The organism is Leptospira harrisiae, from assembly GCF_002811945.1.
GTDB classification, from domain to species: domain Bacteria; phylum Spirochaetota; class Leptospiria; order Leptospirales; family Leptospiraceae; genus Leptospira_A; species Leptospira_A harrisiae.
The window spans coordinates 1-20,582 of the sequence record NZ_NPDX01000007.1 but is presented as its reverse complement, the minus strand read 5'-3'; the positions used below and the strand labels follow the sequence as shown (position 1 = coordinate 20,582).

The following is a 20,582-nucleotide window of genomic DNA, read 5'->3' as shown; positions in this document are numbered from 1 at the left end:
AAAAAAACCTTTCACTCTCTTTTTTCAATTCTGCCGAAAATTATGTAGAAGGACAGTTTACGACCAAACGACTATGATGAAATTCAAATCCATCCGTATCGCCATCATTTTACTCTTTTTTACCGGAATCGGAATCTTTGCCGAGGAGGGAATGGATTGGATTGGAAGTTTTTCCGCAGGGGAACTTGAGATGTCAGATGAAACGGAAGACCAAAATACGGTGTATTACCTTTGGCAACTGGAAAGTCTCAAAAAAAATATCGCTCCACGTTACATTCGTTATCTCGATGTAGAATCTTATGTTTCTTCAGGAAAACTCATACATAGAGGAATACTTTTTACTTACAATGGACTCCGAGATGAAGCTGTAGAAATCTGCGGAAGTTTTAATAATTGGGAATGTTCCGATATGAAGCGCAACCAATATGGAATTTATTATACTGTGATTGAACCTACACAAATCACAGAGACCTACGAAGAAGATCATATTTACGAATACAAGTTCCGAGTGAATGGTCTTCTCACATACGACCCAGAAAATTTTGATAAGTTGGAAGATGGATCTGGTTCTTACTATTCCCGTTTTGTTTTAGAAGGAAAAGATACGGACCGCCAAACTAAAACAATGGTTTTGGAAGATTCTGCAAACGAAGAACGCGATTTACGAACCGTAAAGTTTCAAATTTATTTACCAGATGCCGAAGTGGTGCGAGTGGTTGGAAATTTTAATGATTGGAACCCGGAACACGATTTTTTAAAGAAAGATCGAAAGGGTGTTTTTACTCTTGAAAAAAAATTATTACCAGGTGAATACCACTACCAATTCATTGTCGATGGCGAGTATATGTTGGATACTTACAATCCGGCTACGAATATCAAAGTGGACACTAATGAATCTGTTTCTTCATTGTTAGTTCCAGAACGAAACTACGCCTTAGAACGTAAGATGTAAATTGTTTGGTTTAACAAATCAGAGTTGGTTTGATTTTTAACTTATTGTTACTTACTGTTCTAAAGTTGCAGTCATGGAACCTTTCGATGTTCCCATCCTAGGATCAGGGCCATAGTTTAAGATTCTTTCGTGGACGAATTCTGCATGTTCCAACTCACCAAAAAAGACGATGGTTTTTTTTCTTGTGTCCACTTCCACAGCATGTTGGAAAGCTTTTTCCCAAGGCATTTGACAAACTTCCATTAACATTTCAATCACATACTCGTATGTGTGAAAGTCATCATCCCAAAGCACAACCTTCCAAGGCCCATCACTAAGACGGGGCTTTCTTTCGGTTTCTTCTAAAATGGTAGGTTGGGATGCTCCAGAACCGGTCATAACCCAACCATAACCTTATTTTTTCTTTTTGGAAATAGCGATTTCTGCGTGGGAAACTACATCTTTTGCACGGAGACCGAAGTAGTCGAGTAAACCACTCCATGTTCCTGACTTTCCAAAACTATCTTTCATTCCCACTTTGATGACAGGAACAGGATACTCTTCAGAAAGAAGTTCCGAAACAGCAGAACCAAGTCCACCCACCACATTGTGTTCTTCACAAGTAACGATGGCACCACATTCTTTTGCTTTGGCGATGATGGCTTCTTTGTCCAAAGGTTTGATGGTTGCCATATTCAGAAGGCTTGCATGAATTCCTTTTTCTTTGAGTAGTCCCACTGCGATCATAGCTTCGTTCACCATCACACCGTTGGCAATGATACAAACATCTTTTCCTTCGGAGATCACTTCAGCTTTTCCTATTTGGAATTTGTAGTTTTCTCTTTCGATGACAGGGATTGCCGGACGGCCAACCCTAACATACACAGGGCCCTTGTAATCGGCAATGGCATGGATGACTTGTTTGGTTTCGTTAAAATCAGAAGGACAAATGACTGTCATTTCAGGAATGACACGCATGATTGCGAAATCTTCAATACATTGGTGAGAAGCACCGTCTTCCCCCACGGTAATACCACCATGAGAAGCAACCAGTTTAACATTTAACTTTGGATAAACGACGCTGTTTCTTACGACTTCCCAAGCTCTACCAGATAAAAACATGGCAAAACTGGAGGCAAAAGGTACAAACCCGGAAAGAGCAAGACCAGCTGCATGGCCAACTAAGTTTTGTTCAGCGACACCTACGTTAAAAAAACGTTCAGGATACTTTTTTTTGAAATCTGCAGTTTTAGTGGAACCTGAAAGATCCGCATCTAAAACCACAATATCTTGTCTAGATGCACCTAACTCAACTAAGGCTTCGCCGTAGGCATCTCTTGTTGCTTTTTTGTCTGCTGTGGATTGGCTAGGTGCTCCCATACTTATCCTTTTTTTAAAGCTTCTGCTTTATCAGTTTTTTCCCAAGTAAATGTATTACCTGTTCTACCAAAGTGACCATAAGCCGCAGTTTCTTGGTATTTTCTTCCTTTTCCAAGAAGATCCAAACCATCTACGATTCCTTTTGGTGTGAGTTTGAAATTTGCTAAAACTCGTTTTGCAATTTCTTCATCAGAAATGGTTCCTGTTCCGAATGTATCAACTAGAACAGATACTGGTTCAGCAACACCAATTGCATAAGCAAGTTGCACTTCACATTTATGAGCAAGGCCAGCAGCCACAACGTTTTTCGCAATATAACGGCCGATATATGCTGCTGAGCGGTCTACTTTCGATGGATCTTTTCCAGAGAAAGCTCCACCACCATGGCGACCCATTCCACCGTAAGTATCTACAATGATCTTACGTCCAGTAAGACCTGTATCACCATGTGGCCCACCAATTTCAAATTTACCAGTAGGATTAATAAAATAACGAGTGTTAGTCAAAAGTTCTTTTGGTATCATTTTTTTGATACATTCTTCAATGACTGCTTCTTCGATTTGTTTATGAGTCACACCTGGTTTGTGTTGTGTTGAGATTACAACTGTATCAACACGTTTTGGTTTTCCATCTTCGTATTGGATGGTGACTTGTGATTTTGCATCAGGACGTAACCAGTCAATTTTTCCAGTGTGACGAAGGTCCGACAAATGTTCCAAAAGTTTGTGTGAGTAATAAAGCGGAGCAGGCATAAGCTCTGGAGTTTCTGCAATGGCAAAACCAAACATAAGACCTTGGTCACCAGCACCTTGTTCTGTATGAAGCCCCTCTCCTTCGTTTACCCCTTGGGCAATATCGGGAGACTGTGCGTGAACGTGGGAAGCAACAACAGCAAAGTCTGCATCAAAATACATATTGATATCGTTATAACCGATTTTACGGATCACATCACGAGCCACTTCTTGTGTGTCCACTTTTCCTTTACTGGTAATCTCACCAGCAATGACTACGAGATTGGTAGTCACAAGAGTTTCACAAGCAACACGGGATTTTGGGTCTTGGGCTAAATACGCATCGAGAATGGCATCAGAAATTTGGTCGCAGACTTTGTCTGGGTGTCCTTCAGATACGGACTCGGAAGTGAAGATATAGTTTTTGAGAGATGACATTTTTTTACCTTACTTGGTTAAAATTTAGAGTTTAGGCGGTACGTCAATAGAATTGTACGGGAAGAGTCCACGCACATAAGATTCCAAGATTTCCGCATTTTTTCCCATAGCTATTTCCAATTTTTTGGCATATTCATCCATTTGGCTCTCCGAAAGACCCTTGGGAACAAAAAACGGTTCCCCATATTGGATAAATAATCTCGCACCAAATTTTGGGAAAAAATGCCTATCCCAACTTTTGAAAGTATAAGCCCGGTCATAACAAGAGTGCAAATATAGGATGGGAAATCCCGTGAGAGAAGCCGTCACAATGACTCCAGGTTTCACTTCTCGCCTTGGGCCTTTCGGACCATCGACAGTAAAAATAGGAACTGCACCTTGTTTCATTTCTTTTAAGATATTACGAAAGGCACCTGTTCCCCCACGTGTGGATGAACCCCGAACCGAACGAAGTCCTGACCGAGCAAAGGTTTGGTGGATGATCTCTCCATCTTTGGATTGTGAAACAAGAGCGACCATATCGGCTTTTTTCTTTCGTTTTAAATATTGGGTCGCATGCCGGTATAAAGAAAGTGTGGTTTCGTGAAAAACGGCAATGATGTACCCAGAACCTTTTTCAATCACCTTAGCACTTTCTTCAGGAATGATGAACTTTTGGTTTCGAATGAATAAATACCAAACTCTGACAATGAAGTGAACCACCCAACTGAGGATGATGTATTTGGTTTTGGAATACGGTTTTTGTTTGTTGTCTGGAATCAAAAAGAATGGTCCTTACCGATCTCCCAAAGGACATCGTTTTCATATACTTTTACTTGAGGAGGTGCACCCTTCTCAGGTTTATCGTGTAACAAAGAATGTATCATGGATTTGGCAACATATTCGCCAGGGATGGGTTTGAATTTTTTTAAGCCCAGAAGTCCAAAAGGAATGATGTTTCCAAGAAACTCCCCTACTTTTTCTCCAATCCGAACTTCCTCTCTTTCTCCAATGAGAAGGGAAGGCCTAAATATTCCCAAAAAAGGAAATTGTAACTTACGAAGTTCAGTTTCAATTTCGCCTTTGACTCGGTTATAAAAAATAGTAGAACTGGCATCCGATCCCATAGCAGTGATGATATAAAATCCGGGAACGTTTTTTTCTTTGGCTTGTTTGGCTGCAAGGAGTGGATATTCGTAATCAATTTCTTTGAATTTTTCCTGACTTCCTGCTTTGCCAATGGTAGTTCCAAGACAACAAAACACAGCATCCAATCCATCCGGAATCGAAATTTTCCCTGAATGGAAATCTTCCCAGCTAACTTTGGTTACCTCAATAGGAACATTCGGATTGGAAGCTGATTGAGAGTTCCTTGCCCAAACAATTACCTTTTTGATTTGAGGATAAAAAACAAGAGAGAGTAACACTTGTTTACCGATAAGGCCGGTACCACCAAGAAGTAAAATTTTCATTTGATCTCCAAACTACGCGCAAGCATAGAATCCGTAAGATTGAGTCTTTCTAAAAACTGGATTCCTGCGATATAATAAACTACATTTTTGATTTTTGAAGTTTGGGTCCACATGACCGTTCCTTCAAAAAACATACGTTTGGTGCCTTTTGCCCAAACAATACTACCCAAAACCTGGGACTCAATTTCATCACTGAGTAAGTCATCCTCACCCAAAAAACAAAGACCTTCTTCTGAAATATTCCCTAACTTTCCGAAAAGTGTGATTCCTTCTAAATCCAATTGGACCTCAAACTCAGAAAAGTCTCCTGGGGATATTCTTGGAAGCCTTCGCTCACTTTCCATAGCAACAAGCTACAAGGATTCCTATTATTGGAAACGAAAAAAGCAAATTAGAACTGAAAGTAAATGAACGGAACGGAATTTTCTGGTGTAGCTAAATTTAAGACAAGGAAAAGAACCGGATACAGGGCAAACTCTAAACTGGCAGGGATTTTTTTGCCTTTTCCCTTTTCGAAGATAAAATACCCAATGAGATGGCCTAAATACAAAAAGATGATGATCCAAAGGAAGTCCTTCCACATATAAGGTCGAATCTGTCCCGCTTGGAATGTAAAAATCCCTCGGATGTGAATCCAAGCATTTTCCCAGGTAAGAGAACGAAAGAAAACAGCACCCAAAAAAAATATGGAGCTATTGAGAATATTCTGAAAGAGCCAAACAGGAACATTGTACCAATGTTTGGTTTCCAAATCGTTCTTTTTGTCCGGAAACCATTCCTTCCATACTTCTTCCAAAACATAAAAAACACCGTTGAGAGAACCCCAAAATACAAATGTCCATTGGGCTCCGTGCCAAACCCCGCTTACAAACATTGTAAACCAAAGATTGAATTTTCGTCTTACGGAAGTTACTCGACTTCCTCCCATGGGAATATAAATATAATCTCGTAACCAGGAATTTAAGGTCATATGCCATCGACGCCAAAATCCAGATACAGAAGTAGCAAGGAAAGGTAAATTAAAGTTCGTAGGAAGTTTATAACCGAGTAACATGGCGCTTCCGATGGCCATATCAGAATACCCACTAAAATCTAAATACACTTGAATTCCACCAAGAGCTGCAGCAATTAACAATGCATAGGCGTGATGTCCGGCCGGATCTGCATAAATGACATCAATGGTTGGGGCGACCATATCGGAAAGGACGGCTTTTTTAAAATAACCCAACATAAAAAAACGGATGGCCACCCGGAACTCAATGTCCTCCAATTTTTTTGGTGAATACAATTGTGGCATAAAGGTTCTTGCCGTCACAATGGGTCCTGCTACCAGTTGTGGGAAAAAACTCACGAACAATGCAAACCGAATGAAATCTTTTTCCGCAGGAATTTCTTTTCTATAAACATCAATGGTATAGGACAAAGATTGAAAGGTAAAAAAGGAAATTCCTGCGGGTAAAATTATTTTTAAAACAGGTAAAACCTCAGCACCAAACATAGGATTGGTGACTGAGTTGATCGAAGTCACTACGAAATTGTAATATTTAAAAAATCCTAAAATAAAAACTAAGTTTGTGATCAAACTAAAAAGTAAAAGGTAGTATCTTACTTTTTCTCGAGATTCGGATGCGAGCCTTAAGCCAACATAATAATCTATGGCAGTGGAAAGTAAAATGAGAGCACCAAAACGATAGTCCCAAGACATGTAAAAGAAATAACTACTAATCAGTAGGAATACATGCAAGATCCTGGTTTCTCTAGATTGATTCGAAAAAATTGTGGGGAATACGTACCAAACCGTAAAAAAAACGAAGAGAAAGAAGACAAAATATTCAAAATCGGAAAAGATCAATGGGGGTGCCTTCTATTCAGACCAAGCTCTTTGAAAAAATATGTCTGTCAATCATTTCGGCTTGCAGAGGCTTGAAGAATCGCCTATGATATAGCTCTAGTTTTTAAACTAAAACGAAGAGGTAAAAATGAAAAAAATATTAAAAGCAGCCCTCGTTGGACTTTTGTCCTTCGGTTTATTGTCGAATTGTTTTGGAAAATTTGGAGCAGTAAAGGCAGTTTATTCTTTTAATGGAAACATTCAAATTGGAAGTGGAAAAGTTGCTGGTTTCTTTCGTTCCCTTTTAATGATCTTCCCACTTTATTTCGCATACGGAATTGGAAGTTTTTTAGACATCGTTGTTTTCAATTTAATTGAGTTCTGGACTGATAAAAACCCAATTGCTATGGCAGAGTACGACTTTGATGGAAAACTTGTAAAAGAATACTCCCAAGATGGACAAACCATTACTCTTACTTACACTGAATGGGGTAAAGTCTTGAAAATGGAAGCTCCTACACAAAAAGGAACTGAGGCTGTCTATTTCCTAAAAGAAAAACCAGAAAAAGCATTCCGTTTGATCAATGGAAAGTATGTAGAAATCCTACAAACCAGTGGACCAATCCTACCTCCAGCTGGCGTAAAACTCATCTAACTTCCGCATTGCCCCTAATTTTAGGGGCAATCTTTGTCCGATACTATTAGTATATGAACCGACTGTTTTTCTTATCCTTTCTTTTACTCCTAACAATGGGATGCGAAACTCCGCAACAGGTCATTACCCCAACTTTTCCCACCCATTCGGAACAAATCAATCTGAACCGAATTAAGATGATTACTAAATCAGAAGCAGTCCATTCAGAATCCAAAGATGGAAAAAAGCCTTTGACCCAAGAGCCTGGAGTTAGTGTAGAATATTCTGAAAACAAAATTCCTTTTATTCAATTGGATTTGTTTTTTGAAGATGCTGGGATTAGTATCATTGAAGAAATCATTGCCGGTACAATTTTAGAACATCATATCATTGCTTTAAACCAAAAGGGTGAAGTGATCGCCAAACAGCCAGTTAACTTTCAAGCATACGAAATTTTAGAAACAAAAACAGAAGTAATGCGAAATAAAGTCATTGTGGGAGAATCGAAAAAACCGGTTAAAGTAAACAGTACAACTCCCGAAACAAAAATCTCAAGAGAAGCTATCGAAAGACAATACACGGACCGAGACACAGTTCCTCAAGTTTTGGAAATAATCGATGGAAAAGTGCCGAATCCAGGCGAATACATCAGCATCTACCTAGAACTTACCTTTGTCAATCCTCACTTAGAACCGAACTGTGAATCCTATTTTGGAAATTGTAACGGTGCCAAACAAAAATTTTTTGAAGACGTAACATTGCGAAATCGCAGGGAATTAGATATTTTAAGAAACCGTTACGTAGAAGGAGAAGTAGCACAATTTCCAAACCTAACGCCTGTAGAACAAGCAGAGTTTAAAACAAATATAAAATCCAAAATTGATTCCACCAATGGAGTTTTTGGTCCCAAACATGGTTTTACAAAATTTTATTTCAGAGAATGGAACTTAGTATCTTCGCCAAGATATTTCCGAATTGTTTCCATAAACAAAAACGGAAAACAATCGTCACTAGATGATCGAAATGAAGAAAAAAAACAAACAGATGATTCTAATGAAAATTCTAAATCAGATAACGATTCACACTCTATCTTTGATTCACCCACTCATTCAAAACACAAAAAAAGAACCATCCCAACCCCCTAACAAAAAATAACGGGTGAAGCGTTTCCTATCACCCGTTATATATTCCTTAAGCCACCTTCTCCTCTTTTTTTCGCATACTGTCAAAGCGGACAGTCGAAGCAATGACCCGAAATTTTGATTTGTTTTCTCCATCCGAAGTTTTCCAACGGTTTTGTTTCAGATTTCCCATCACTGTGACCTTACTTCCTTTTTTTAGGTATTCAACACAGTTTTCCCCTAGTTTTTCCCAAGCTTCCACTTCGAAGAAAGAAACTTCTTCCTTATCTTTACCTTCTTGGTGGTTGGAAGTATGATTGACAGCCACTGTAAAATTGGCCAATGACTTACCTCCTGCTATTGTTTTTTCCTCTGGATCAGCGGTGAGATTTCCGTCCAGTATGATGTACGATAGATTTTTCATTTGAGTATCCTTTAATCAATTTTGATGGCCATCGATAAGGAAGGTTCGTTTTTGTTTGGATTGGTTGTAAAAAAAACGAACTAAACAAAATTTATAAAATCTCAGGGACTTGCTACATTTCGGATAGACAATTGGAAGGAAGCAGAGAAGAATTTGTCTGTGGGACTTCCCGATTCCGAAATACTTCACCTACTAACAGCGATTAGCCGAGAGTTGGTGTGTTTGCATGAGCCGGACGGAACTTATATTTATGTCAGTCCCACATCTGAAAAAATCATTGGATACAAATCCGAAGAACTTGTCGGAAAAAATCCATACGATTATTTTCACCCGGATGAAAAAAGGCTCATCCAAGAAAGATTTCACCAACCACTGCTCCGTGGAGAAGAAAATATCCATACTACGTTTCGTTTTTTGCATAAAGATGGACATTATATTTGGCTGCAATCTGACAATCGTTTAACGGTTCATCCACTAACTGGGAAAAAATATTTACATACTTCCTCCAGAGACATTTCAGAAAAAATTGATACCGAAGCAAACTTAGCACTCGCAGAAAGAAGGTTCAAAACGCTTTTCCATGACTCTCCCATTGGGTTAGTCCTCACAGGTGGACATGGTTATATTGATGAAACCAATGAAGCCTTTGCTCAATTTTTAGGTTACAAAAGTTACGAAGTGATTGGAAAACATTTTACTGAAATCAGTTCAGATGATGAAATTGAAACAAATTTAAAGTTTAGAGACGAAGTCCAAAAAGGAATTATTGATAACTATTCCATCGAAAAACAATACATTCATAAATCAGGGAAAAAAGTTTGGGCTTACCTCACTGTAACTGTACTTCGTGATGATTCAGGGCATCCCATCCATTATCTTGCACAAATCATCGATATCAATGAAAGGAAAAAAAACGAAACTCTGCTTAAAGAAAATAATGATAGGTTACGTGCCACAACCAATTCATTTTTAACTCAAAATAAACAACTACAAGCTTACAACCAAATCATCTCACATCACTTACTTGCACCCGTAAGTAACTTGAGAAGCTTACTTGATTTGATGAAAGAAACAAACCAATTAAAAGAGATTAAAGAAATTGAATCCCATTTGGAAAACGTAACAGAATCTATTGAAACTGTTTTTTCAGAACTTATCTCCTCGTTAAAAATTCAAAAAACAAATCAATACCAACCAGAAACGGTAAACATAAACGAATCATTTTCCAAAGTAATCCAATTGATGGACGGGGAAATCAAAAGCAAACAAGCAGAAATTCAGGCAAATTTTTCTGGTGCGAACACCGTATATTTTTCAAAAGATTTTTTAGAGACAATCTTTTTACACCTCCTTAGTAATTCCCTCCGCTACGCTGATCCAAACCGAAAGCTACGAATTTCTGTCGAATCCTTTCAAATTGGTTCCCAAACCACCATTTCTTTTTCTGACAATGGGTTGGGGATCGATTTAGAGCGTTATGGGAACCAAATTTTTCAGCTTAGAAAGACTTTTCATCGTCATATCAGTGGGAAAGGACTCGGATTGTTTTTAATCAAATACAAAATGGAATCGGTCGGAGGAAGGATTGAGGTACGTTCCAAACCAGGAGCAGGAGCCACCTTTCTATTGTACTTTCCTGAAGGGAGTGATGTTGAATGACTCCCAAAATCTGCGTCATAGATGATGATACTATTTATCAGTTCACAACAAAAAAGATCATATCCAATGCGGGAATCAAAGGAGAGGTTTTATTATTTTCTGACGCAGAGAATGCACTCGAATTTTTTCATTCGGAATTTCAAAACAAAGACAAACTTCCAGACATCATCTTTCTGGATATCAATATGCCATTTATGGATGGTTGGCAGTTTTTAGATGCCTTTGGAAAAATAATGCCAAAACTTCCCAAATCCATCACTATCTTCCTCGTCAGTTCTTCTGTTGATGAAGCTGATACAGAACGTGCTGCCAAAATTCCCATTATCTCTGGGTATATCTTCAAACCATTTACGAAAGAAAAACTTTTGGAATCTTTGGCCCACCTCCAATCTTAGCTTGTCATCTTTTTGCTTTTGATATAGAAATGGACGCACCCCTTATGGATCAGATACTAACTTGGATTGAAACCCATCCCTTATCCTCCACTTTGATTGGATTGTTCCTATTTCTTGTGCTTGTCTTCCTCCGAGACATCACTCAAAAAACGCACACAATTCAGAGAAACTTTCCGATTGTAGGTCGTCTGCGTTATTTTTTAGAAATGATTGGGCCGGAACTTCGACAGTATTGGGTGGCACACGATAAAGAAGAACGCCCTTTCGATCGTACAGAAAGAAGTTGGATTTATGCCACAGCCAAAGGACAAAACAATAACTTTGGATTTGGAACCACAGAAATCCAATACGAACCTGGATATCCCATTATCAAACACAAGGCCTTTCCTTATCCAGAAGCAAAGGCATACATCCACAACCAAGATCCTAGTTGTATTCCATGTTTAAAAATCATTGGACCCAAACGAAAATTTCCTTACAGACCATATTCGATTGTTAATATTTCAGCTATGTCTTTTGGTTCTCTTGGTAAAAATGCTGTGATGGCGCTCAATCGAGGAGCAAGAGATTCTGGCGCCTATCAGAACACAGGCGAAGGGGGTCTCAGTCAGTACCATATGGAAGGGGCAGATATGGTTTGGCAAATTGGGACAGGATACTTTGGAGCAAGAGACCATTCCGGAAAATTTAGTTTAGATGTCTTAAAGGAAAAAGTAGGTAAAAATCCTTGTATTAAGATGATCGAAATCAAATTATCACAAGGCGCCAAACCAGGAAAAGGCGGAATTCTTCCTGCTAAAAAAGTAAACGCAGAAATAGCGGCGATCCGCCATGTTGAAGAAGGTAAGGATTGTATCTCACCTAACTCGCATAATGAATTTACAAATGTCAAAGAGCTCATCCATTTTATAGAAAAAATTGCTTCCGGAACAGGACTTCCTGTTGGAATCAAAAGTGCTGTTGGGGAAATCGAATTTTGGGAAGAACTTGCCCATGAAATGAAACAAACTTCGCAAGGCCCAGACTTCATTACTATCGATGGTGGCGAAGGTGGAACAGGAGCGGCTCCCCTTACCTATGCCGATCACGTTTCTTTACCTTTTAAAATTGGATTCCAAAGAGTGTACACTCTCTTCCAGAAAGAGGGTTTGTCCGAACAAATTGTATGGATTGGATCAGGAAAACTTGGATTTCCGGACAGAGCTGTGGTTGCGATTGCCATGGGTTGTGATCTCATCAATGTGGCCAGAGAAGCCATGTTATCCATTGGTTGTATCCAAGCGCAAAAATGCCATACAGACCATTGTCCCGCAGGTGTCGCCACTCAAAACTGGTGGTTACAACGGGGAGTGGACCCAGAGATCAAAGGGAAACGAGCTGCCAAATACATCCAAGGTTTTCGAAAAGAACTCTTAAGTTTAGCCCACTCTTGTGGATACGAACATCCTGGACAGTTTACAGGCCAAGACATAGAAATCAGTATGGGAATGAATCGATACCAAACCTTAGAGGGACTACTCGGATACAAACGTGATGAAGTGAAATTTACAAAACTTCAGGATTATACGGTATTTCCGAAACGACAAGCCTAAATGAAAAAACTCTTTTTTATTCTTATCTTATTACAACTCAGTTGCCTATCAGAGGAGAGGAATGTAAAAGCTGAAGCAGAGAAAGGGTATTTAGACCTTAGTCGTCATTCTTTTGTAAACGAACCTTTTGTTGTTTTAAACGGGGAATGGAAATTTTTTTGGAATACAACTCCTTCACAAATTCAGGAAACTGATTCCGATTTGTATCTCAAACTTCCCAAACATTGGAACGGATATGTAATGAATTATGGATCCCTTGGCGGATTTGGACATGCTAGTTTCAGGATCAAATTAAAACTTCCAAACAACTTACAAGAAACAATGGCACTGACTGTCCCGGAACAGGACACTTCGTACGCCATTTATGCCAATGGTAAGTATTTAGGTGGATCGGGAAAACCAGGACCTAATCCAAACGAATACATCCCACAAGTAAAATCCACAGTTGTCGTATTACCAGAAAGTTCCGAAATCACGATCGATCTCTATATTGCAAATTACGTACACCGAAAGGGTGGGATTTGGAATGATATCGTCATTTCCACTTACAAAAAAGCAGAAAGTCGACTCACCAAACGAAAGATCAACGAAACCATGTTGTCATCGGTTCTTGCCTTTGTTGGAATTTTCTTTTTAGTGATGTATTTTTACAATCGTGATGGGAAACACACCATCGGAATCTTTTTATTTTCTCTGGCTGTATTACTACGAACTATTTCCACAGGAGAACGAATTCTAATAGAATTTGTGGATGTTCCTTATTGGTTTTTACTACGACTAGAATACCTGTCTTGGTATTGGTCCGCACCTCTTTTGTATCATTATTTTTATACAATTTTTCCAGAAGACTTCTCGAAACGAATGGGGACTTTTTTCTACGCGCTGTCTACAATTTTGACAATTGGTCTTTTGTTACCTCCCGTTTATTTTACAGAAACTGCATCGATATATCCCATAGCCTTTGTTGCCAACGGAATGATCATATTTTTTTATTTGTATCGAGCTTATACAAAAAAACGAATGGAGTCCAAACCTTTATTGTTTGGAATGCTTTTGGTTCTTGCGGCAGCTACTAACGATGTCCTTCATGCAGAATCTTATATCCATACAATGTATGTAGCACCAGCAAGTGTTGTGATCTTTGTCTTTTTACAAGTGATAACATTTGGACGGATTGTTCGGCAAACTATGACAAAAACTCTAGAGTTTGCGCAAGAACAGAAACAACTAAGCAATTCCTTTAGCCGTTTTGTCCCAACAGAATTTTTATACCACTTAGGTAAATCAGATATCAGATATGTCGACTTAGGTGACCAAGTGCAAAAAAGAATGACTATTCTGTTTGCCGATATTAGATCATTCACCGAATTTTCAGAAACCCTCACGCCAAAAGAAAACTTTGATTTTTTAAACAGTTACCTCCAACGAGTTGGACCTATCATTCGACACAACAACGGATTTATCGATAAATTTATAGGTGATGCGGTAATGGCACTATTTCCGTATGACATTAATGATGCGGTAAAAGCCGCAGTAGAAATGCAGGATGCCATTCGTATTTATAACGGCCACAGAGCCAATTGTGGATACATTCCCATCGAAGTAGGAATTGGAATTCATACCGGAAACCTCACCTTAGGAATCTTAGGTGAACATAAAAGAATGGAAGGAACCGTTATCTCTGATGCAGTCAACCTTGCTTCCCGAATTGAAGGAATCACAAAACTCTTTTCTTCTAGGATCGTAATTAGTGCCGATACCTTTATCGAAGCATCCGAAGGTCTTGGATACCATTATCGATTGCTTGATCGAGTGGCAATCAAAGGAAAAACAGAATCAGTATTCGTAGTAGAAGTTTTAGATGGTTATGAACCAGAAAAAGCATCAAGACTCATGGCGATTAAAGATGATTACACCTTAGCCCTAGATGCATTCCGCAGAGATGATTTTGAGGAAGCCATCAATGGATTTTCAAAGTTGTTAGATAAAAACCCAGATGATTCGGTCTCGAGGTTATTTTTAGAACGTTGTAACGAAGCAAAAGAAAGAACAAAGATGGAATTTGGATCTTAGTTTCTTTTTTGTTTCCAAAGATATCCAACTCCCAACAAAAAACCAAAAACCACAACTCCTAATGCCAAATACGGTTCAGAAACAGAAACCGATCCACAAGCCACAATTCCTAAAACAAGAGCCAATCCCGGCAACACAGGATAAAATGGAGCCTTGTAGGGCCTTGCCATTGAAGGTTCTTTTTTTCTTAAAACAAAATAAGAGACCAAACTTAAAAGATACATCCCACAAGCACCTAATGCGGAGATGGTAATGAGTTCTGCTGTGTCTAAAAAACACATACAAAAAATTCCAAGAACCCCTCCACTTAAAACTGCATTTTGTGGAACATGTGAACCTTTACTTAAGTTCGATAGATAAGTAGGTAAATATCCTTCCTTTGCCATCGCATAAATCAATCGCGAATTGCCTAGGATGATTCCAAATAATGAGGCGACTAAACCAAACAAACCAATAAAGGTAAATACAAAAGGCCAAACTTGATCTTTTCCATATAACTTTTGCAATACATAAGACAAAGGATAATCCAATTCAGAAATTTCTTTTGTATCAACTACCGCTGCCGTAAATACGAAAATAAGTCCCGCCAAACAAAGTAATGTAAAGATTCCAGCAGTATAACCAATGGGAATGTCACGTGAAGGATTTCGCACTTCCTCTGCTGCTAAAGCCACACCTTCCACTGCCAAAAAAAACCAAATCGCAAAAGGAATAGAAAGAAAAACAGAACTCCAAACAATGGAATCAACCTTTGGTAAATTGGGTATTTTTTCGAATGATACGTGTGGTGTTAAAAATGCCAAATATAACAAAAGTCCGAATACTGCGACAAGAGTCACCAGAAGTTCAAACCTAGCTGTTTGTTTGATTCCGGTTAAGTTGATTAATAACAACAAACAGAACATAATAATACCAGCACCAAACGCAGGTATTATGGGAAAAAGAAAATGGATGTATCCCCCGAGGGCAGATGCGATGGCAGGTGGCGCCAACAAAAATTCAACAAGGACCAAATACCCAGTGATTAGTCCAAACAAGTCCCCTAATGCGCGTTTTGCATAAGCCGATGGACCACCGGATTGCGGAATGCTTGCAGCAAGTTCAGTAAAACAAAGTGCAAATAATACATAAAAAGTTGCCACAATTACAACTGCAAAACCGAATTCCCAAAAACTAGCTTTGGACCATCCGAAGTTCCAACCAAAATAATCACCAGAAATGACAAGACCCACGGCAATGCCCCATAAATGGACAGAATGTAAAACTTTGTGCATTTTTTGATCTTCTTTCATCCCACCTACTTGCTCCCAAGTCCTTCTTTTACAAAAAGAAACATGATGGAGCCTAAATCACACATAAACAATGCAATATACTAATTTATAAGCCTAACCGGAGGCAAGTTCTTTCAAACTCCGAATTGGGAATGTTTGGTGGCTTTCCATTGATTTCCCAATCAATCCCAATTTCTCGAAGTATTTCTGCTAAATGAGAAAATTCTGTATTGCAAATGATTCTAAATCCTAATAATATAGGGAAAATACTAGAACGGACCTTCACTATGCGAAACATTCACTTATCTCTCATTGTATTTATTTTTTGTATCATATCCCCTCTGGCTGCTGTACAAACCATCCTATTGAAACAAGGGAAGTCCATCAAAGGTTTGATTACCAATCAAAATGTGGATAGTGTTGAAGTAGACACACAAAACGGAAAACATATGGTGATTTCCAAAAAAACCGTTTTAAAGATTATCTACAAAGACGTAGCGGAATCTGAAGAAGAAATCATCCGTAAAGAAGAAGAAGAAAAAAGAAAATCCGAAAAAGAAAAAGCCATCGCTGCCAAACAAGAGGAGATTCGTAAACGCAGAGAAGATTTGATGCGACAAGAATCAGAAAGAAAAGCCAACCAAGAAGGTGGTGAAGTGGTCACACATAGTCTACGTGATTCCTTTGTGCTCGGATCCATTGCCGATGGCAATATGATCACACTTGCACCGAATTCAGCAAAATGCCAAGCTTTTCAATCCTATCCCGAATACTTTTGGTTGTTTGGTGCGTTCCGTTTCAAAGAACCAAATTGGGATGTATTACTTCCTAAAGACAATCGTCCCGTTCGCATCAAACAAACATCGACTTGGGGAGATATGGCTATTACCCTTCTAGGCGGATTTCTGATCACGATCACACGAAAAACAATTGTCGTAGATGTTTGTGATGGCAGCGGCTATCGTATGGTTTCTGATTCGGAAATCAAACGCATCAAAGATGAAGCTGTAGAACAAATTAAAACCGAACAAGAACTGAAAGAAGCAGAAGAAAAATACGAGTTGGAACAACTCGAAAAAGATTTAGAAACTCTAAAGAAGAGAAAATAATCAAATAGGTCGACTGAAATGAAATCTACTTACATTCAAGTATTACGAGCGATGCGATCCAAAATGTCGATTGGATTGTTATTTCTATTGTTTTTACTTTTTCAGAATTGTTATCTCAACCCGGTTGTGAATGGAATTTTAAATCCAGTGGAAAAGAAAGCGGATGGTTCCCTGGCTGCACTTGGGTTAGTTGGATTTGCAGCAGATACTTCTGACCTACGCATCACCGGCCAAATCCGAGATCAAAATGGTGTTGCAATTTCTGGACTTGTTTTGCTTCCATCTCTCCCTTCATTCCAAGGTAAATTAGGTTTACCACCTTACACTACAGATTCGGGAGGGAGATTCTATTTGCCGTTTCAAACTGGTTCTACGAGTTATCAAGTTTTGCAAAACGGGAATCCATTTTTTACACTGATCCTGATAGTTACGAGTCCAATTGATATCGGCATAGGAACAAATGGAGCACCTTTAGGACTTGAAATTTCTAACCTAAGTGCCGTGAGTGGGAACGAACCACCTAACTTTTTTGACTTAGTAAGGGTCTTTTATCTAGAAGGAGGAGTCACTGAAGTGAACATACACAATGCTAACTTGGGAAAATCTCCCAATCCTTTGGTTTTAGAATTCAGTGAACCTCCAGCGAGTGTTGATTCAGAAGATGTAAGTTGGATGCCTAATTCAGTATTGATTATACCCGCTCCCAGTGTAGGTTACCTAAATCCTAGCGTATCAGGGAACCAGCTCATATTTAGTGGCGCAGAAGGATTTACACCTAATACTCAACATTTTATCGCATTCACATCCAATATCAAATCTGCCACTGGAAAGTTGTTATCTCCACGTGTTGTTAGATTTTGTTATGCGCCTTCAGTTAACTGTGTCTTTTATTAAGGGTTTTATCGTTAAGCAATTGGTAATTTCAACCATACCAACACCAAACTTTATCGATAAATTTCTTGCAAAACAATCCGGATTTTTATACAATTTATCTCTTGGGTTCTGAAACCTAAGAGATATTTCCGTTTCCGCAACAATCCTTTCTTTTTCCGGAGAAATCATATGAAACCACGACCTAGTTTACCAACTTTTTCGATGATTTTAGGTTTATGGATGGTGCTCGGGAATTGTTATTTCAATCCAGCGGTGCAACTGGTTGTGAATCCAGAAATCACAGAAGAGAACAACCCTGCAGCTCTGCTCGGAGTAGCTTCCATACTTGCGGCTCCAAAAACCGTTCAAATCACTGGCCAGATCGTTGATGCAAATGGTGTAGCCGCAGTGGGCGCAACCCTATCAGTCATTAGTCGAACAAATCAATTAGATGGTCTAACAAATACAATGTTATTAAATGAAGGAGGAAGGTTTTATTTGATTTTAAGTACGGGCGAAACAACAATTCGTGTGGATCAATCCGGTAGCGAATTGTTTAGATTTACCATTTCGATTCCATTTCCTGGATCTGCCATGATCATAAATAAGTCATTAAGTGGCCCAGATGTATTGAATGTAGAATTTTATGAAAAAGGATTCACACCAGCATATTTGGATATGATCTATTCAACCCCATACGATAAAGCAATCTTTACCAATTGGCCAACATTGGTGATAGTTACTTTCTCTGAAGATTTAGAAATTCCATCGGATATGCAAACTTTTTTGGACTCAAATGTCATCACAAACCCTCCTATTTCGTTTGATGGTTCTTTTTCATCTGTATCAAATAATATTCTCCAAATCTATAACTCTTCTAATTTTTCGGTCGGAACCAATACATTCATTTTTGGACCTGGTATCAAATCTGCGACAGGAAAAAGTTTATCTCCAAAAACGATTACTTATATTTGTAACTCTCCTTGTAATGGCTCATGAGCGAAAAAAGTCAATCGCTTCGCATACAATTCTTTTCTAACTTCTCAACTCATACTTGACAACTCTACGAGTTTCGTTTAATTTCTTTAGATCGTGAAATTTCCACTTCGATCAAAAACCAATTTCTTTCCTAAATTCACTTTTTCTTTACTCATTCCATTTCTTTTGGTCTCTCTTTGTTTTCAATGTTCCCCATCAACTGAGGAGCCCATCGACATACTTGTCGCCAAAGTCCCAAACCCGAAAACGATTCGAAACAGTTGGGTAGAAGACAGTGCCGGTGTTTTAACAGACACGGCATCCATTGACCAAATGATCAATGCAGCAGAGGCAAACTCTGGATTAGAAATTGCCGTAGTGACTTTGCCAACCATTGGAAGTTATGATCCTAAAGACTTTGCTGTTGCACTTTTAAAACACTGGAAAATTGGGAAAAAAGGAAAAGACAATGGAATCCTTATTTTACATGTGATCGACCAACGACGGATAGAAATTGAAACTGGGTATGGACTGGAAGGTGACCTTCCTGATGTCACTGTCAAACGAATCATCGATACATACACCATTCCTTCATTCAAAGAAAATAACTTTCAAAAAGGACATGCGGACACTGTGTCCGCCATCATTAGTAAATTAAATCATCCTGAGTTGGCGGTAGAAGATTTAGTTTCGAATACAACGACAACTGACTATGTTACAGATGCAAGTGCCTATCCTTCAAATAACGATACACCGAATGAATCCAAACGAAGGGATGAATATGATTACCAAGGAAAATCCTATTCACAACTAACAGACGATGAAAAACGAATTTTAGAAGAAACCGTTGACCGATACAATACCACGAGTAATTTCTTTTTAAACGATGAAGAATCTAGACTTTTAAACGAAAAATTTACTGAACTGGAAAGAATCGAAAAAGAAGAATCACTTCGTAATAAAAAATATTTTATATTGGGTTACCTAGCCCTTTTTGTATTTTTAAATTTATTTCAAAGGGTTGTGGTTTGGCTCACTCCTTCCCCTACAGCAAAGTATCATATCGTCCACAAAACCGATTTCATTTTGTTTTATGGAATTGTGATTAGTCCCGTTATCGTTGCTATCACTCTCCTTTCTTTGGTTTTGGACGATGCGTTATTTCCTGTTTCAATCTTTCTCATCATTGGTAGCATTATTTTATTTTTTATTTTTTGGGGAGACTTACGAATGCGTAAGTTAATGGAACGTTTGCAATCCATCCGAAATATTCCCAGAAAATGTAAAAAATGTGAAACGACAATGGCGAAACTGTCAGAAGAAGCAGATAACAAACATTTGTCGGAAGGGCAGGTATCGGAAGAAATTGTCAATTCAATTGATTATGATGTTTGGGTATGCCCCAGCTGCCATTCCAATGATATTTTAAAATTTCCCAATATCAATCCTGAATACATTTACAATGGAACCTCTTTTCCAAAAATTAAATCTTGTCCCGAATGTAAGTTTGAAACTTTTGTTTGTAAATCCAGTCGTATCCTTTCAGAAGCAACCTATAGTAGTTCTGGTAAAGTTGAAGTGAAACGAACTTGTGCCCATTGCAAACATAGTGCCACCGAATACGAAACCATTCCCAAAAAACAAAAGAGTAGTAGCTCCGGCGGTTCCTCTGGTGGAGGCGGCGGTGGGGG

Annotated in this window: 20 protein-coding genes; 11 read left to right on the top strand and 9 right to left on the bottom strand. The window is 38.7% G+C overall.

The annotated features are described in order from the left end of the window. Positions 1 to 73: 73 nt before the first annotated feature. On the top strand, positions 74 to 952 hold the full coding sequence (locus CH364_RS17510) for a glycogen-binding domain-containing protein (protein WP_243401369.1): 879 nt from the start codon (positions 74 to 76) through the stop codon (positions 950 to 952). Positions 953 to 1,003: 51 nt separating this feature from the next. Here CH364_RS17510 and CH364_RS17505 read toward each other — a convergent pair whose 3' ends face one another. The 7 genes from CH364_RS17505 to CH364_RS17475 are packed head-to-tail and all read right to left on the bottom strand — an operon-like array spanning position 1,004 to position 6,783. Then, on the bottom strand, positions 1,004 to 1,330 hold the full coding sequence (locus CH364_RS17505) for an ATP-dependent Clp protease adaptor ClpS (RefSeq protein ID WP_100744090.1): 327 nt from the start codon (positions 1,328 to 1,330) through the stop codon (positions 1,004 to 1,006). A gap of 15 nt (positions 1,331 to 1,345) precedes the next feature. Further along, complete coding sequence (locus tag CH364_RS17500; protein WP_100744089.1) at positions 1,346 to 2,311, bottom strand: transketolase family protein; 966 nt, start codon at positions 2,309 to 2,311, stop codon at positions 1,346 to 1,348. A 2-nt stretch (positions 2,312 to 2,313) separates the two neighbouring features. Beyond that, positions 2,314 to 3,480: a methionine adenosyltransferase gene (gene metK, locus CH364_RS17495; RefSeq protein ID WP_100744088.1), complete on the bottom strand. Its 1,167-nt coding sequence runs from the start codon at positions 3,478 to 3,480 to the stop codon at positions 2,314 to 2,316. A 24-nt stretch (positions 3,481 to 3,504) separates the two neighbouring features. Next, complete coding sequence (locus tag CH364_RS17490) at positions 3,505 to 4,242, bottom strand: lysophospholipid acyltransferase family protein (protein WP_100744087.1); 738 nt, start codon at positions 4,240 to 4,242, stop codon at positions 3,505 to 3,507. Further along, complete coding sequence (locus CH364_RS17485; protein ID WP_100744086.1) at positions 4,239 to 4,931, bottom strand: Rossmann-fold NAD(P)-binding domain-containing protein; 693 nt, start codon at positions 4,929 to 4,931, stop codon at positions 4,239 to 4,241. Before CH364_RS17485 ends, CH364_RS17490 begins: the two co-directional genes overlap by 4 nt. Then, the gene (locus tag CH364_RS17480; protein WP_100744085.1) at positions 4,928 to 5,275 is read right to left on the bottom strand and encodes a PilZ domain-containing protein; all 348 of its coding nucleotides are present in this window, start codon (positions 5,273 to 5,275) and stop codon (positions 4,928 to 4,930) included. The genes CH364_RS17485 and CH364_RS17480 overlap by 4 nt, the downstream gene beginning before the upstream one ends. A gap of 47 nt (positions 5,276 to 5,322) precedes the next feature. After that, the gene (locus CH364_RS17475) at positions 5,323 to 6,783 is read right to left on the bottom strand and encodes an MBOAT family O-acyltransferase (RefSeq protein WP_100744084.1); all 1,461 of its coding nucleotides are present in this window, start codon (positions 6,781 to 6,783) and stop codon (positions 5,323 to 5,325) included. 127 nt (positions 6,784 to 6,910) lie between these two features. Here CH364_RS17475 and CH364_RS17470 point away from each other — a divergent pair, with 127 nt between their 5' ends. Further along, positions 6,911 to 7,417: a DUF3332 family protein gene (locus CH364_RS17470; RefSeq protein ID WP_100744083.1), complete on the top strand. Its 507-nt coding sequence runs from the start codon at positions 6,911 to 6,913 to the stop codon at positions 7,415 to 7,417. A 53-nt stretch (positions 7,418 to 7,470) separates the two neighbouring features. After that, complete coding sequence (locus tag CH364_RS17465; protein WP_100744082.1) at positions 7,471 to 8,541, top strand: hypothetical protein; 1,071 nt, start codon at positions 7,471 to 7,473, stop codon at positions 8,539 to 8,541. A gap of 46 nt (positions 8,542 to 8,587) precedes the next feature. Here the strand turns inward: CH364_RS17465 and CH364_RS17460 are convergent, their stop codons facing one another. Next, positions 8,588 to 8,941: a single-stranded DNA-binding protein gene (locus CH364_RS17460; protein WP_100744081.1), complete on the bottom strand. Its 354-nt coding sequence runs from the start codon at positions 8,939 to 8,941 to the stop codon at positions 8,588 to 8,590. Between the two features lie 123 nt (positions 8,942 to 9,064). Between CH364_RS17460 and CH364_RS17455 the strand changes: the two genes are divergently transcribed. The 4 genes from CH364_RS17455 to CH364_RS17440 are packed head-to-tail and all read left to right on the top strand — an operon-like array spanning position 9,065 to position 14,660. Further along, complete coding sequence (locus CH364_RS17455) at positions 9,065 to 10,600, top strand: sensor histidine kinase (RefSeq protein WP_100787879.1); 1,536 nt, start codon at positions 9,065 to 9,067, stop codon at positions 10,598 to 10,600. Further along, positions 10,597 to 10,995: a response regulator gene (locus CH364_RS17450; protein WP_100744079.1), complete on the top strand. Its 399-nt coding sequence runs from the start codon at positions 10,597 to 10,599 to the stop codon at positions 10,993 to 10,995. The genes CH364_RS17455 and CH364_RS17450 overlap by 4 nt, the downstream gene beginning before the upstream one ends. A gap of 29 nt (positions 10,996 to 11,024) precedes the next feature. Beyond that, a complete protein-coding gene (locus CH364_RS17445) occupies positions 11,025 to 12,587 on the top strand; it encodes an FMN-binding glutamate synthase family protein (RefSeq protein WP_100744078.1) in 1,563 nt (520 codons plus the stop codon). After that, positions 12,588 to 14,660, top strand: coding sequence for an adenylate/guanylate cyclase domain-containing protein (locus CH364_RS17440; RefSeq protein WP_100744077.1), 2,073 nt, complete (start codon positions 12,588 to 12,590; stop codon positions 14,658 to 14,660). On the opposite strand, the gene eat is transcribed toward CH364_RS17440, so the two are convergent. Beyond that, the gene (eat, locus tag CH364_RS17435; RefSeq protein WP_100744076.1) at positions 14,657 to 15,952 is read right to left on the bottom strand and encodes an ethanolamine permease; all 1,296 of its coding nucleotides are present in this window, start codon (positions 15,950 to 15,952) and stop codon (positions 14,657 to 14,659) included. The two genes, CH364_RS17440 and eat, sit on opposite strands and share 4 nt — an antisense overlap. Before the next feature lie 266 nt (positions 15,953 to 16,218). On the opposite strand from eat, the gene CH364_RS17425 reads away from it, so the two are divergent. The 4 genes from CH364_RS17425 to CH364_RS17405 form a co-directional block, all read left to right on the top strand. Then, entirely contained in the window at positions 16,219 to 17,040 is an 822-nt protein-coding gene (locus tag CH364_RS17425; RefSeq protein WP_100744074.1) for an LA_0442/LA_0875 N-terminal domain-containing protein, read from the top strand. An 18-nt stretch (positions 17,041 to 17,058) separates the two neighbouring features. Then, positions 17,059 to 17,934 (top strand): hypothetical protein, encoded by an 876-nt coding sequence (locus CH364_RS17420; protein WP_243401366.1) that lies wholly within the window; start codon positions 17,059 to 17,061, stop codon positions 17,932 to 17,934. 168 nt (positions 17,935 to 18,102) lie between these two features. Beyond that, a complete protein-coding gene (locus CH364_RS17410) occupies positions 18,103 to 18,912 on the top strand; it encodes a carboxypeptidase-like regulatory domain-containing protein (protein ID WP_100744071.1) in 810 nt (269 codons plus the stop codon). Between the two features lie 93 nt (positions 18,913 to 19,005). Then, positions 19,006 to 20,582, top strand: a 1,577-nt coding sequence (locus tag CH364_RS17405) for a TPM domain-containing protein (protein ID WP_244280423.1), incomplete at its 3' end; no start/stop codon positions are given.